The sequence below is a fragment of the Azospirillum sp. A1-3 genome, from assembly GCF_023806445.1.
Lineage (GTDB): Bacteria > Pseudomonadota > Alphaproteobacteria > Azospirillales > Azospirillaceae > Azospirillum.
The window spans coordinates 220,901-234,240 of sequence record NZ_JAMSLU010000001.1 but is presented as its reverse complement, the minus strand read 5'-3'; the positions used below and the strand labels follow the sequence as shown (position 1 = coordinate 234,240).

The window sequence follows — 13,340 nt, the reverse complement described above, 5'->3', positions numbered from 1 at the left end:
CCTCACCCCGACCCTCTCCCCGGGGGGGAGAGGGAGATTCAGCGGACGTTCGCCGACATGACCATCATGCCCCCCAACCCCGACCTGCTGTCCGTGCGGGGCCTGTGCGTCGATTTCCGCTCGGGCGCCGGCGCGACGCAGGCCGTGAAGGGCGTGTCCTTCGACATCCAGAAGGGCGAGACGCTGGCGCTGGTCGGCGAATCGGGCTCCGGCAAGTCGGTGACGGCTCTGTCGATCCTGCAGCTGCTGCCCTACCCGATGGCGCACCACCCCGCCGGCTCGATCCGTTTCCGCGACACCGAGCTGCTGGGCGCCGAGGAAAAGACCCTGCGGCAGGTGCGCGGCAACCGCATCGCCATGATCTTTCAGGAGCCGATGACCTCGCTGAACCCGCTGCACAGCATCGAGCGGCAGATCAACGAGACCCTGTTCCTGCACAAGCGCCTGTCGACCAGCGCCGCCCGCGCCCGCACGCTGGAGCTGCTGCGCCTTGTCGGCCTGCCCGACCCGGAAAAGCGGCTGACCGCCTATCCGCACGAACTGTCGGGCGGCCAGCGCCAGCGCGTGATGATCGCCATGGCGCTGGCCAACGAGCCCGACCTGCTGATCGCCGACGAGCCGACCACGGCGCTGGACGTCACCATCCAGGCGCAGATCCTGGCGCTGCTGAAGGATCTGCAGAGCCGCTTCGGCATGGCGCTGCTGCTGATCACCCACGACCTGGGCGTGGTGCGCAAGATGGCCGACCGCGTCTGCGTGATGAACCAGGGCGAGATCGTCGAGCAGGCCAAGGTCGACGACCTGTTCATCCGCCCGCGCCACCCCTACACGCAAAAGCTGCTGTCGGCCGAGCCGCGCGGCAACCCGCTGAACCCGCCCGACGACGCGGCGGAGGTGATGGCCGCCGACCGGCTGAAGGTTTACTTCCCGATCAAGAAGGGACTGCTGCGCCGCACCGTCGGCCACATCAAGGCGGTGGACGGCGTCGACGTCGCGGTCCGCCGCGGCCACACGGTCGGTGTCGTCGGCGAATCGGGATCGGGCAAGACCACGCTGGGCCTCGCTCTGCTACGCCTGCACGCCAGCGAGGGCGCCATCCGCTTCGACGGCACCGACATCCAGGGCTGGCAGCCGAAGCGCCTGCGCGGCCTGCGCCGCGAGATGCAGATCGTCTTCCAGGACCCCTATGGCAGCCTGTCCCCCCGCCTGTCGGTTGGCCAGATCATCGGCGAGGGGCTGGGCATCCACGGCATCGGCGACAGCAAGGAACGCGAGGCAATGGTCGCCCGCGCGCTGGAGGAGGTCGGCCTGCCGCCGGAGGCGCGCAACCGCTACCCGCACGAGTTCTCCGGCGGTCAGCGTCAGCGCATCGCCATCGCCCGCGCCCTGGTGCTGAAGCCGAAATTCGTCGTGTTGGACGAGCCGACTTCGGCGCTGGACATGTCGGTGCAGGCGCAGATCGTCGACCTGCTGCGCGACATCCAGGCCCGCCACAACCTCGCCTACCTGTTCATCAGCCACGATCTGCGGGTGGTGCGGGCGCTGTCCAGCCACGTCATGGTGATGAAGGACGGCAAGGTGGTCGAACAGGGTCCGACCCAGCGCATCTTCGAGGACCCGCGCGAGGAATACACCCGCGCCCTGCTCGCCGCCGCGCTGAACCTGGAGGCTGTGGAGTCGCCGGCGGTGCGGACGTGAGGCCTTGAGGTGAGGCGGAGACTTTATCCGCGACCGCTCCGCAGGTAGGGTACCGCTCCCCTCGCACTGACTGACGCCGACGCCATGACCGACACCGCCCTGCAAGACGCCGCCCGCCTCGCCGAAGCTGTCCGGTCGGGGGACCGGCGGGCGCTGGCGCGGGCAATCACGCTGATCGAATCGACGCGCGCCGACCATCGCGCCACCGCCGACGCGCTGCTGGCGGCGCTGCTGCCCTATACCGGCAACTCGGTGCGACTTGGCATCTCCGGCGTGCCGGGAGTGGGCAAGTCGACCTTCATCGAGGCGTTCGGGCTGCATGTCATCGGGCTGGGACACAAGGTCGCGGTGCTGGCGGTCGATCCGTCGTCGCAGCGCACCGGCGGTTCGATCCTGGGCGACAAGACCCGCATGGTCGACCTGTCGCGGGAGGCCAACGCCTTCATCCGCCCCTCCCCGGCCGGGACGACGCTGGGCGGCGTGGCGCGGCGCACCCGCGAGGCGATGCTGATCTGCGAGGCCGCCAGCTTCGACGTCATCGTGGTGGAGACGGTTGGCGTCGGCCAGTCGGAGACCGCGGTCGCCGACATGGTCGACCTGTTCATGCTGCTGCTGCTGCCGGCCGGCGGCGACGAGCTGCAGGGCATCAAGAAGGGCATCGTCGAGCTGGCCGACCTCGTCGTCGTCAACAAGGCCGACGGCGACCTCGCCGCCACCGCCCGCCACACCGTCGCCGATTACCGCCACGCGCTGGCCCTGCTGCGTCATGGCGACTGGCGGGTGCCGGTGCTCAGCTGCTCCGCCTTCCGGAAGATCGGCATCGACACGGTGTGGCAGACCATCGGTGAGCACAAGGCGCTGACCGAGGCCAACGGCGCCCGCGCCACCCGCCGGGCGGAGCAGGCCCGCGCCTGGTTGTGGAGCGAGATCCGCGAGACGCTGATCGACCGTTTCCGCGCTCATCCCGCCGTGCGCGCCGATCTGGCGCGACTCGAGGCGGAGGTGACCGCCGGAACCACCATCCCGGCCGCCGCCGCCCATATCCTGCTGGGGCGCTTCCTCGACCAGCCAAGCAAATCATAATTAGGGCCGGCATAATCCGTTCAGCTTATGCTGCACCGCAACAAATCCGTTGCACCGCACCAACCTTAGGGCTATTCTGCGCCGGGCGGGAAAGGGGCGACGTGTGTCGATTCGGTGAACATCGCTTGGGCCGGGGTGCCCGCGGTCTCCTGGGGTTACGCCGGAGCGGCCTTTCCGTTTCCGCCAATGTGCCTTTTCCACGGGAGACAACGCCATGACCGCTCAGCCGACCCCCGCCAACGTCCTGAACCTGTTCAAGACCAACGCCCAAACCACCGCGGCCAAGTCCGCCCGCGTCGCCACCCTGGTCCAGGACGGCTACCGCCGCTGGTTCGACGGCGTGACCGCCTCGGTGAACGACGCCAGCCGTCTGGCCGCCGGGCTGGGCAAGGCCCGCACTCCCGCCGATCTGGCGGCGCTGCAGCGCGATTGGCTGTCCACCGCCCAGGCCCGCGTGACCGAGAGCGTGCAGGGCTTCCTGGACGTCTCCACCAAGATCGCCGCCGAGATCACCACCCTGCCGACTCCGGTCGCCGATGCCGCTCCGGTTGCCGCCCCCGCTCCGGTCGCATCCCCGAAGGCCGAGGCTCCGAAGCCGACGCTGGTGACGGTCGCCGCCCCGAAGGCCGAGGAGCCGAAGGTTGAGGCGCCGAAGGTCGAGGCAAAGGTCGAAGCCCCCGCTCCGGCCCCGGCCGTCGAGGCTCCGGAAGCCGCTCCGGTGCCGGCCCCGGTGCCGGCCCCGGTTCCGGTCAAGGCTGCCGAGACCGCTCCGGTCGCCGCCGCCAAGCCGGTCGAGGTTCCGGTGCAGGAACTGGTCGAGACGGTGAAGGCCGAGCAGGCCGCTCCGGCCGCCGCCTTCGCCGAGGAGGTGAAGGCCGTGGCCAAGCCGGCGCCGCGCCGTCAGGCCAAGCCGGTTGCCGCCAAGCCGGCGTCGAAGACCTCCCCCACCGTGAACTGACACCGGTCACGGCAAGATTGGCGCGGCGCGTCTCTTCGCCTGATCGAAGAGGCAGCCGCGCTTCGACTCTCCACCTTTCCGCGACGACTCGGCTTTTGACGGTTTCATCGCGGATCCCGGCTTGACGACGGCGCTTTTGTTCGACTATATAGCGGCCTCCTTCGGGCGGCAGGCCGTCCGTTACCGGGTTTCATTTGCTAAAGTAAAGGATCAGTCCGATGGCACGTCGGTGCTCCGTGACCGGCAAGGGCACGCAGTTTGGCAACAACGTCAGCCACGCCAACAACAAGAATCGCCGCCGCTTCCAGCCGAACCTCCAGGAAACGTCGCTGCTCAGCGACAGCCTGGGGCAGCTGGTGCGTCTGCGCCTCTCGGTGAACGCGATCCGCTCGATCGAGCACAAGGGCGGCCTCGACGCCTTCCTGCTCGATGCGAAGGACGCCGTCCTGAGCCTCGACGCCCGTCGCATCAAGCGCCGGATCGCCAAGGCCCAGGAGAAGCAGCAGGTCGCGGCCTGATAGCTTCCCCGGCATCCGGGACGCGTTTGGTGTGCTGAGGCGGGGCGCTTGCCGCTCCGCCGACAAGAATTAGGACGCGTACAGGACGATTCCGACTCCCGGTAAGAGAGCGGCGCGCGACATCCGAAAGGGTGCCGCGCGTTTCGTCGTTTCCGAGGGAGGGGGTCAAGCGCTTGTTCAAATAAGCGGCGGCAGTCCCTCCCCCGCCCAGCGGGGGAGGCTAGGTGGGGGGTCTAACTTTCACTCCCCCAGCAACTCCTCCAGGTCCTCCGCATCCACCACCCGCCGGGCGATCTCATAGCCGAAGCCCGCCCGCCCCAGCGCCGCCATGTCCTTCTCCCGGTGCGCCTCGCGCTGCTCCGGCCGGCGGTACGGCCCCAGCCGCCGCCGCTTCGCCAGCGCCAGCGCCGCGGTCAGGTCCAGATCGGGCCCGACATCCTCGCGCAGGCTGTCCAGCGCCTTGTCGGCCTCGTCGCGGCCGATGCCCTTGCCGGCCAGTTTCTGTGCGATCAGCCGGGTGGAGGCACCGCGGCGGTGCAGGCTCTCCGTCCGCATGCGGGCATAGGTCTCGTCGTTCAGCAGGCCGCTGCGGACATAGCGGGCCAGCAGTTCGTCGATCCAGCGCGCGCCCTCCTCGCGGTCGGTGCCGTGGGCCTTGGCCGACAGGTCGACCTTGCGCATCAGCACCCGGCGCAGGTTGGTTGTCGAACTGGCGAAGCGCTCCAGGTAATGCAGCGCCGCGTTCTCAAGATACTGCGGTGTGACCCGCTTTGGCGGCTTTCTGGCCGGGGGGCCAGCGTTCTTGTTCAAAGGGCGCTTGTCGTCGGTGTTCATGGCAGTCCCTTCGGCGGCGGCGGTTGCCGGATGGACAGGCCGCACGTACAGTCCGTGACCTTATACCGGCCGGTTCCCAACAGGCAGATCGTGACGCGATGACCCTTCCTCTTCCTCCCATGCCGCGCAATGTCGGTTCCGTCAACTGGATCGGCCTGTGGACGCTCTACGCACGCGAGGTACGGCGCTTCATCAAGGTTCACCAGCAGACCGTCTGGGCGCCGGTGGTGACGACTCTGCTCTATTACGCGGTGTTCGCCCTGTCGCTCGGGTCGGCGGTGCGGATGGTGGGCGAAACGCCCTATCTGCAGTTCCTGGCGCCCGGCCTGATCATGATGGCGATGGTGCAGAACGCCTTCGCCAACACCTCCTCCTCCGTCGTCATCGCCAAGGTCCAGGGCAACATCGTCGACATCCTGATGCCGCCGCTGTCGCCGATGGAACTGGTCAGCGGCTTCGTCTTCGGCGGCATCACCCGCGGCGTCGTGGTCGGTCTGGTGACGGGGCTCGCCATCTGGGCGGTGATCCCGATGCACATGCCGCATCCGGGCTTCGTTCTGTTCCACGCTGTGATGGCGTCGATGCTGCTGGCGCTGCTGGGTCTGGTCGGCGGCGTCTGGTCGGAGAAGTTCGACAACATCGCCGCCGTAACCAACTTCGTGGTGACGCCGCTGTCCTTCCTGTCCGGCACCTTCTATTCGGTCGACACGCTGCCGCCGGTCTTCTGGTGGGTCGCCCATTTCGACCCGTTCTTCTACATGATCGACGGCTTCCGCTACGGCTTCATCGGGGTGTCCGACGGATCGCGCTGGCTGGGCGTCGTGGTGATGCTGGGCGTGAATGCCGGCCTTTGGTGGCTCGCCTGGCGCATGTTCAAGACCGGATACAAGCTCAAGGCGTAATGACGCAGCAATCGCCGCGCTTTCCCACCCCTATCCGTTGACAGAACCCATCAATCCCCGGATATTTGCCGTTCCCGGCGGTCAGGCATGGCCGCCGGATTTTCCATTTTTGGAGACCAAAGCCGTGATCCCCGTCGTTATGCCCACATACGCCCGCGCCGACGTCGTGTTCGAGCGCGGTGAAGGTCCGTATCTCTACGCGACCGACGGGCGACGATTCCTCGACTTCGCCGCCGGCGTCGCGGTGAACGCGCTGGGTCACGCGCACCCCTATCTGGTCGAAAAGCTGACCGAGCAGGCGAAGAAGCTGTGGCACACCTCCAACCTGTTCCGGGTCGCCGGACAGGAGAGCCTTGGCAAGCGCCTGACCGAGGTGACCTTCGCCGACACGGTGTTCTTCACGAACTCCGGTGCGGAAGCGTGGGAATGCGGCGCCAAGGCCGTCCGCAAGTACCACTATGACTCCGGCAACCCGCAGAAGAACCGCATCATCACCTTCGAGCAGGCCTTCCACGGCCGCACGCTGGGCGCCATCTCGGCCGCCAAGCAGGAGAAGCTGGTGCACGGCTTCGACCCGCTGCTGGACGGCTTCGATCAGGTGCCGTTCGGCGACCTCGACGCCGTGCGCGCGGCCATCACGCCGCACACCGGCGGCATCTGCGTCGAGCCGATCCAGGGCGAGGGCGGCATCCGCGCCGGCTCGGTGGAGTTCCTGCGCGGCCTGCGCGCGCTGTGCGACGAGCATGGCCTGCTGCTGTTCCTGGACGAGATCCAGTGCGGCATGGGCCGCACCGGCAAGCTGTTCGCCCATGAATGGGCCGGCATCACCCCGGACGTCATGTGCGTCGCCAAGGGCATCGGCGGCGGCTTCCCGCTCGGCGCCTGCCTTGCGACGGAGCGTGCGGCGTCGGGCATGACCGCCGGCACCCACGGCTCGACCTATGGCGGCAACCCGCTGGCGACCGCCGTCGGCAACGCCGTGCTGGACGTCATGCTGGCGCCGGGCTTCCTGGACACCGTCCAGCAGACCTCGGCCTCTCTGCACGGTCGTCTGGAAGAGTTGGTCGCCAAGTATCCGTCGCTGTTCCTGGAACTGCGTGGCCAGGGCCTGATGCTGGGCCTGAAGCTGGGCCAGCCGGTCGGCGAGGTGGTGACGAAGCTGCGCGCCAACGGCCTGCTGTCGGTTCCGGCCGGCGACAATGTGGTGCGGCTGCTGCCGCCCCTGAACATCGGCGAAGCCGAAGTGAACGAAGCCGTCGCGATTCTCGACCGGACGGCGCAGGAGTGCGTGGGATGAGCGGCGACAATAACAACAACACGGTCCGGCATTTTCTCGACATCGACCGGTTGGACGGCGCCACCCTGCGCCGTCTGCTCGACCATGCCGTCCGCATCAAGGCCGACCTGAAGAAGGACCGGCTGGCCCATTCCACCCTGCTGGCCGGCCGCTCGCTGGCCCTGATCTTCGAGAAGCCCTCGACCCGCACCCGCGTATCGTTCGAGGTCGGCATGCAGCAGTTCGGCGGCAGCGTCGTGGTGCTGAAGCCCGACGACATGCAACTGGGCCGCGGCGAGACCATCGGCGACACCGCCCGCGTGCTGTCGCGCTTCGTCGACGCCGTGATGGTCCGCACCACCGGCGAGGAACGGGTGCATGAGTTGGCGGCCCATGCCAGCATCCCGATCATCAACGGCCTGACCGACCAGACCCACCCCTGCCAGATCATGGCCGACCTGATGACCTTCGAGGAGCATCGCGGTCCGATCAACGGCCGGACCGTCGCCTGGATCGGCGACTGCAACAACGTCGCGGTCAGCTGGGCGCACGCCGCCGTCCGCTTCGGCTTCGAACTGCGCCTCGCCTGCCCGACCGTCTACGGCCCGTCGCCGGAGCTGCTGGCCTGGGCGGAGCGCGAGGGCACCGGCCGTCTGGTCGTCACCGAATCGCCGGAAGAGGCGGTGCGTGGGGTCGAATGCGTCATAACCGACGCCTGGGCCTCGATGCACAACACCGACGTGGACGAGCGCACGGCCATCCTCAGCCCCTATCAGGTGAACGAGGCGCTGATGGCGCACGCCCATCCGGACGCGCTGTTCATGCACTGCCTGCCGGCCCACCGGAACGAGGAAGTGACCGACGGCGTGATCGACGGCCGCCATTCGGTGGTCTGGGACGAGGCGGAAAACCGCCTGCACGCCCAGAAGGCCATCCTCGGCTGGTGCATGGGCGTTCTGGACTGAGGGAGCGCCACTTGCCCCCTCCCCGACCCTCCCCCGCTTCGCGGGAGAGGGAGTAAGTGTCGGAGCGACGGAGTTCCCTCTCCCGCGTAAGCGGGGGAGGGTTAGGGAGGGGGCAAAACTCCCCACACCACAGGCCACCCCCATGCATGGGTGCCCTGCCGATCTTGATTCGGCCGCTCTCCGCCCCGATCTTCGGCCCTACGCCTGCATAACCGGTCTCTGTCTTAAGGAATCCGCCCTATGGACGATCCGTCCGTCCGCCCGCTCACCGATGATTTCGTCCTGCCGTTCCAGATCGAGGCGTCGCGCCTGCGCGGCCGCGTCGTTAAGCTGGGGCCGGCGATCGACGAAATCCTGACGCGCCACGACTATCCGCCCACCGTCGCCCGCTTCCTGGCGGAGACGGCGACGCTGGCCGTACTGCTCGCCAGCATGCTGAAGTACGAGGGCATCTTCACGCTCCAGACCAAGGGCGACGGGCCGATCCGCCTGATGGTGGCCGACGTCACCTCGGTCGGCGACGTGCGCGCCTATGCCCAGTTCGATCCGGAAGCGCTGGCCAAGGCCGAGCGGGACGTCGATATCGCCCCGGCCGCGGCCCTGCTCGGCAAGGGCTACATCGCCTTCACGGTGGACCAGGGTCAGGACACCGACCGCTACCAGGGCATCGTCGAGCTGTACGGCAAGACACTGACCGACTGCGTCCAGCATTACTTCCGCCAGTCGGAGCAGATCGACACCGGCCTGACCGTCTCGGTCGACCGCGAAGTGAAGCCGGACGGCACGCCGGGCCAGTGGCGCACCGGCGGCATCATGATCCAGCGGCTGCCGCAGGAGCAGGGTCTGGTCGCGTCCGACAAGGAAGACGACTGGCGCCGCGCCATGGTGCTGATGGCCAGCGTCACCGGCGACGAGCTGCTGTCGACCGACCTCGCCGGGTCCGACCTGCTTTATCGCCTGTTCCACGAGGACGGCGTGCGGATCTACGAGGGCCATGCGCTGCGCTTCGGCTGCCGCTGCTCGCGCGAGCGGGTGGAAAACATGCTGCGCAGCCTGCCCCGCGAAGAGGTGCAGGAGCTGAAGATCGACGACGGCCGGGTCGAGGTGACCTGCCAGTTCTGCTCGACCGACTACCACTTCACCGACGCGGACCTCGACCGCGTGTATGGGGCGTAAGCAATGCGATGGTGGCCGGTGCCTTTGGGCGCCGGCCGTCCGCTTGCGCTTCCCGCCCTCCTCCCCCATACTCTATGTCAATTATTGACATAGAACCCTTAGGGGATGACGGCGATGGCGACGAACGTCCATCTGACTCCGGAGTTGGAACGCTTCGCCCGCGACTGTGTCGAAGGCGGACGCTACAACAATGTCAGCGAAGTGGTGCGCTCCGGCCTGCGGCTTTTGCAAGAGGCCGAGGAGCGGCGGCAAAGCTTCAACGCCATGCTGCTCCAGGCCGAAGCCGAAGCCGACCGCGACGGCAGCATCGCCATCGACGACGTTTTGGCAGAAGCCGACGCGATCATCGACTTCGGCACCCACTCCCGCGACCAATGACCGCCGCACTGCTGTCGCCAGCGGCGCGCCATGACCTGCTGGCGGCAATCCGCTGGATCGCCCGCGACAATCCCGGTGCCGCCCGCGCCTTGCGCGATACTGTCGCCCGGACGGCACATCGCATCGGCACTCATCCCTTGGTCGGAACGCCCCGCCCGGAACTGGCCGAGCCCTCCTATCGCTTCGTCAGCCTGATCGGCTTTCCCTACATCATCGTCTACAATGCCGAACGCCGGCCGCCGTTGATCGTCCGCATCCTTCATGGCGCCCGCGACCTGCCAACCTTGCTCGGCGACCTGTCCTAAGCCCCCTCGCAAGGCCGGCACATTCCGTATGGGAACTCACCGGAATAGGCGTGATGCACCCCTCCGCCTTGCCGGCTATAGTGCGGCGCAATCTTCAACCACCCTCCCTCACCCGGAGCCCCCATGCTGTCGCGCCGCTTTGCCCTCGCCGCCGGAATGGCCACCCTCCTGCTTTCCGCCTGCCAGAGCGCACCGCCGCGGCCGGCGCCGCGGCCGGTCGATTTCTCCAATTTCGGGCCGATCGTGCTGAATGCCGGCACCATTGACGTGGTCGACGCTTACCGCCCGGTTGGCGGCAAGCATGTGGAGAACCGCTCCGCCGTTCCGCCGGCCGAGGCGGTGCGGCGCTGGGCGGCGGAGCGGCTTCAGGCCGCCGGCGGGCCGGGCCGCGTGCGCGTCACCATCCGCGATGCCAGCATCGTCGAGGTGCCTCTGCCCACCAAGAAGGGCATCACCGGCTATTTCACCAACGACCAGGCCCAGCGCTATGACGGGCGCATCGAGGTGGAGATCGCCGGCGAGGTGCCGGACACCGGCAACGGCGGCTTCCGCGGCGTGACCCGTTCCACCGTCACCCACTCCACCACCGTGGCGGAGAACATCTCGCTGGCCGACCGCGAGGCAACCTTCCTCGACATCACCCGCCGGATGATGGAGGATCTGAATGCCCGCCTCGACGCCGGCATCCGCAAGGATCTGGCGCCGATGGTCCGGCGGTGATTTCCCGGCGGTGACCTCTCCATAGGAGTTGGCCCGGCCCTTGCGATGGGCACTCGACCTTTCGTCAGAACGGAGAGTGCCCATGCCGAAATTCGACCTCTACGTCGTCAGGCCGCCGGAGGGATCGGCCACAATCACCGCCATCCCCGAGGAAAAACAGCAGGCGTCCCAGGCGGCGCTCCGCAACCTCAGCCGCTCCGGCTGCGTGGTGAAGTCCTTGGGCGACATCGATCTGTCCTTCGTCAAGAAGTCGGAGGCGCAGATCAAGCTGGAGTTGGCGGTCCGGCAGATGTTCGCCGCCTCCGCCTACAAGCCGCCGGTATCCATCGTCTGGTGAAGGCCGTCTGGTGAACACCGGCCAGTAGCGGCATGAGGCGGGCGGCGTTCGGGCGGGGGCGGCAGAAACTGCCCCCGCCCGCCGCCCCACCGGGAATGTCTGGCCGGCAAAGACTGCCTCAGATCTCCAGCTGCATGCCCAGCTCGACCACCCGGTTGGGCGGGATGCAGAAATATTCCGACGCGCTGGACGACAGCTTCGACAGGAAGATGAACAGCGGTTCCTGCCAGCGCGGCAGGCCGGACTTGCCGTGGGTGCGGATCAGCGTCTCGCGGCTGACGAAATAGGTCGTCTCCATCGACTCGAACGGCAATCCCGGGATGCGCCGGGCCTCCAGCGCCTGCGGGATGTCGGGTTCGTCCTTGAAGCCGAAATGGACGATCAGCCGGAAGAAACCGGCGGACAGCGCCTTCAACTCGAAACGCTGGTCGTCCGGCACATGGGGCACGTCCTCGATGTCGACGGTCAACAGCACTACCCGCTGGTGCAGCACCTTGTAGTGCTTCAGGCTGTGCAGCAGCCCCGGCGGCAGGCCGCGCGGGTTGCCGGTCAGGAAGACGGCGGTGCCCGGCACCCGCTGCACCGACCCGCCCTTCAGCCGCTCCAGCAGCATGTCGAAGGGCAGCGCGTCCTCGGCCAGCCGCTTGCGCACCACCTCGCGCCCACGCCGCCACGTCGCCATCAGCAGGAAGACCATCGCGCCGACCACCAGCGGGAACCAACCGCCCTCCTCCACCTTGATCAGGTTCGACAGGAAGAAGGCGAGATCGACCGACAGGAACACCACCAGCGCCAGCACCGCCTGCCACAGCTTCCAGCGGCCGAGCGAGCGCGCCACCTTGTAGGCCAGCAGCGTGGTCGCCACCATCGTGCCGGTGACCGCGATGCCGTAGGCGGCGGCGAGGTTGCTGGAGGTCTGGAAGCTCAGCACCAGCACGATGACGCCGGCCAGCAGCAGCCAGGTCAGCTGCGGCATGTAGATCTGGCCCTTCTCATGCTCCGAGGTGTGCATCACCTCCATCCGCGGCAGGTAGCGCAGATGCATCGCCTGCAGCGTCACCGAATAGGCGCCGGAGATCACCGCCTGTCCGGCGATGATGGTGGCGGCGGTCGCCAGCAGCAGAAGCGGCACCTGCGCCCAGTCCGGCGCCAGATGGAAGAAGGGGTTCTCGATCGCCTGCGGTTCGTGCAGCAGCAGGGCGCCCTGGCCGAAATAGCACAGCAGCAGCGACGGCAGCACGATGGTGTACCAGGCGCCGCGGATCGGCTTGCGGCCGAAATGGCCCATGTCGGCATAGAGCGCCTCCGCCCCGGTCACCGCCAGCACCACCGCACCCAGCAGCAGGAAGCCGTGCCAGCCGTGGTTGAACAGCATCTCCACCGCATGGCCGGGCCACACCGCTCCCAGCACACCGGGATAGCGGATGATCTGCCCGATACCCAGCGCCGCCAGCGTCAGGAACCAGACCATCATCACCGGGCCGAACAGCTTGCCGACCTTCTCCGTCCCGAACCGTTGCAGGACGAACAGCCCGACCAGGATGGTCAGCGTGATCGGGATGACGTAGCTGTCCAGGGCGGGGGCGACGACATGCAGCCCCTCCACCGCGCTCAGCACCGAGATGGCGGGGGTGATGAGGCTGTCGCCGTAGAACAGCGAGGCGCCCATCACGCCGATCGCCATGACCATCCCGGTCCGCCGGTGGCCCGGCCGCATGCCGCGCAGGGCCAGCGCGGTCAGCGCCAGGATGCCGCCCTCGCCCTGGTTGTCGGCGCGCATGATGAAGACGACGTACTTCACCGTCACCGTGATGATCAGCGCCCAGAAGATCAGAGACAGCACACCCAGGATGACCTCGGGCGTCAGCGGGAAGCCGCCGCCCTCGGTCAGGCATTCGCGCAGCGTGTAGAGCGGGCTGGTGCCGATGTCGCCATAGACGACACCCAGCGCCCCCAGCGCGAGCGCGCGCAGCTTCGCCGCATGCTCCCGCCCGTCCATGCTTGCTTCCATACCCGGTCCGCTCCGATCGTTTCGTACACACGGCCATGCCTAAGGTGGCTTGGCGTCGCCACGCAAGCCCCGAATGGCGAAACGCGCAACCGGCCCGACCGATCCGCCAACAAATGCGCCGCCGGATCCAGGGCCGATTTCGCCGCACATGATTCGAAACGATGTAGACCGGGCGCGGC

Annotated in this window: 14 protein-coding genes; 12 read left to right on the top strand and 2 right to left on the bottom strand. The window is 67.8% G+C overall.

Translation table 11 applies throughout. The features are described 5' to 3' along the window. Window positions 1-57 precede the first annotated feature (57 nt). The 4 genes from M5E06_RS01070 (at window position 58) to rpmB (ending at window position 4,257) form a co-directional block, all read left to right on the top strand. Complete coding sequence (locus tag M5E06_RS01070) at window positions 58-1,698, top strand: ABC transporter ATP-binding protein (protein ID WP_252136857.1); 1,641 nt, start codon at window positions 58-60, stop codon at window positions 1,696-1,698. An 84-nt stretch (window positions 1,699-1,782) separates the two neighbouring features. After that, window positions 1,783-2,781: a methylmalonyl Co-A mutase-associated GTPase MeaB gene (gene meaB, locus M5E06_RS01065; protein ID WP_252136856.1), complete on the top strand. Its 999-nt coding sequence runs from the start codon at window positions 1,783-1,785 to the stop codon at window positions 2,779-2,781. A gap of 214 nt (window positions 2,782-2,995) precedes the next feature. Further along, on the top strand, window positions 2,996-3,739 hold the full coding sequence (locus tag M5E06_RS01060) for a phasin family protein (RefSeq protein WP_252136855.1): 744 nt from the start codon (window positions 2,996-2,998) through the stop codon (window positions 3,737-3,739). A 218-nt stretch (window positions 3,740-3,957) separates the two neighbouring features. Continuing rightward, window positions 3,958-4,257, top strand: coding sequence for a 50S ribosomal protein L28 (gene rpmB, locus M5E06_RS01055; protein WP_042696295.1), 300 nt, complete (start codon window positions 3,958-3,960; stop codon window positions 4,255-4,257). 240 nt (window positions 4,258-4,497) lie between these two features. On the opposite strand, the gene M5E06_RS01050 is transcribed toward rpmB, so the two are convergent. Then, the gene (locus M5E06_RS01050; protein ID WP_252136854.1) at window positions 4,498-5,091 is read right to left on the bottom strand and encodes a regulatory protein RecX; all 594 of its coding nucleotides are present in this window, start codon (window positions 5,089-5,091) and stop codon (window positions 4,498-4,500) included. A gap of 98 nt (window positions 5,092-5,189) precedes the next feature. On the opposite strand from M5E06_RS01050, the gene M5E06_RS01045 reads away from it, so the two are divergent. The 8 genes from M5E06_RS01045 (at window position 5,190) to M5E06_RS01010 (ending at window position 11,150) form a co-directional block, all read left to right on the top strand. Continuing rightward, window positions 5,190-5,993, top strand: coding sequence for an ABC transporter permease (locus tag M5E06_RS01045; protein WP_252136853.1), 804 nt, complete (start codon window positions 5,190-5,192; stop codon window positions 5,991-5,993). A 124-nt stretch (window positions 5,994-6,117) separates the two neighbouring features. After that, the gene (locus M5E06_RS01040; RefSeq protein WP_252136852.1) at window positions 6,118-7,290 is read left to right on the top strand and encodes an aspartate aminotransferase family protein; all 1,173 of its coding nucleotides are present in this window, start codon (window positions 6,118-6,120) and stop codon (window positions 7,288-7,290) included. Then, on the top strand, window positions 7,287-8,234 hold the full coding sequence (gene argF, locus M5E06_RS01035) for an ornithine carbamoyltransferase (RefSeq protein WP_252136851.1): 948 nt from the start codon (window positions 7,287-7,289) through the stop codon (window positions 8,232-8,234). Before M5E06_RS01040 ends, argF begins: the two co-directional genes overlap by 4 nt. A 240-nt stretch (window positions 8,235-8,474) precedes the next feature. Next, the gene (locus M5E06_RS01030) at window positions 8,475-9,410 is read left to right on the top strand and encodes an Hsp33 family molecular chaperone (RefSeq protein WP_252136850.1); all 936 of its coding nucleotides are present in this window, start codon (window positions 8,475-8,477) and stop codon (window positions 9,408-9,410) included. A gap of 114 nt (window positions 9,411-9,524) precedes the next feature. Next, entirely contained in the window at window positions 9,525-9,788 is a 264-nt protein-coding gene (locus M5E06_RS01025; protein WP_252136849.1) for a type II toxin-antitoxin system ParD family antitoxin, read from the top strand. Continuing rightward, a complete protein-coding gene (locus M5E06_RS01020; protein ID WP_252136848.1) occupies window positions 9,785-10,093 on the top strand; it encodes a type II toxin-antitoxin system RelE/ParE family toxin in 309 nt (102 codons plus the stop codon). Before M5E06_RS01025 ends, M5E06_RS01020 begins: the two co-directional genes overlap by 4 nt. Before the next feature lie 123 nt (window positions 10,094-10,216). Then, window positions 10,217-10,813, top strand: a complete 597-nt coding sequence (locus tag M5E06_RS01015) for a hypothetical protein (RefSeq protein ID WP_252136847.1) — start codon at window positions 10,217-10,219, stop codon at window positions 10,811-10,813. 82 nt (window positions 10,814-10,895) lie between these two features. After that, window positions 10,896-11,150 (top strand): hypothetical protein, encoded by a 255-nt coding sequence (locus tag M5E06_RS01010; protein WP_109073709.1) that lies wholly within the window; start codon window positions 10,896-10,898, stop codon window positions 11,148-11,150. 118 nt (window positions 11,151-11,268) lie between these two features. On the opposite strand, the gene M5E06_RS01005 is transcribed toward M5E06_RS01010, so the two are convergent. Further along, entirely contained in the window at window positions 11,269-13,161 is a 1,893-nt protein-coding gene (locus M5E06_RS01005; RefSeq protein ID WP_252136846.1) for a potassium transporter Kup, read from the bottom strand. Between the last annotated feature and the right edge of the window lie 179 nt (window positions 13,162-13,340).

Bases quoted from the DNA above. Each gene is read 5' to 3' on its own strand.
- M5E06_RS01070 (WP_252136857.1), top strand. From the start codon at position 58: ATGACCATCATGCCCCCCAACCCCGACCTGCTGTCCGTGCGGGGCCTG.
- meaB (WP_252136856.1), top strand. From the start codon at position 1,783: ATGACCGACACCGCCCTGCAAGACGCCGCCCGCCTCGCCGAAGCTGTC.
- M5E06_RS01060 (WP_252136855.1), top strand. From the start codon at position 2,996: ATGACCGCTCAGCCGACCCCCGCCAACGTCCTGAACCTGTTCAAGACC.
- rpmB (WP_042696295.1), top strand. From the start codon at position 3,958: ATGGCACGTCGGTGCTCCGTGACCGGCAAGGGCACGCAGTTTGGCAAC.
- M5E06_RS01050 (WP_252136854.1), bottom strand. From the start codon at position 5,091: ATGAACACCGACGACAAGCGCCCTTTGAACAAGAACGCTGGCCCCCCG.
- M5E06_RS01045 (WP_252136853.1), top strand. From the start codon at position 5,190: ATGACCCTTCCTCTTCCTCCCATGCCGCGCAATGTCGGTTCCGTCAAC.
- argF (WP_252136851.1), top strand. From the start codon at position 7,287: ATGAGCGGCGACAATAACAACAACACGGTCCGGCATTTTCTCGACATC.
- M5E06_RS01030 (WP_252136850.1), top strand. From the start codon at position 8,475: ATGGACGATCCGTCCGTCCGCCCGCTCACCGATGATTTCGTCCTGCCG.
- M5E06_RS01025 (WP_252136849.1), top strand. From the start codon at position 9,525: ATGGCGACGAACGTCCATCTGACTCCGGAGTTGGAACGCTTCGCCCGC.
- M5E06_RS01020 (WP_252136848.1), top strand. From the start codon at position 9,785: ATGACCGCCGCACTGCTGTCGCCAGCGGCGCGCCATGACCTGCTGGCG.
- M5E06_RS01015 (WP_252136847.1), top strand. From the start codon at position 10,217: ATGCTGTCGCGCCGCTTTGCCCTCGCCGCCGGAATGGCCACCCTCCTG.
- M5E06_RS01010 (WP_109073709.1), top strand. From the start codon at position 10,896: ATGCCGAAATTCGACCTCTACGTCGTCAGGCCGCCGGAGGGATCGGCC.
- M5E06_RS01005 (WP_252136846.1), bottom strand. From the start codon at position 13,161: ATGGAAGCAAGCATGGACGGGCGGGAGCATGCGGCGAAGCTGCGCGCG.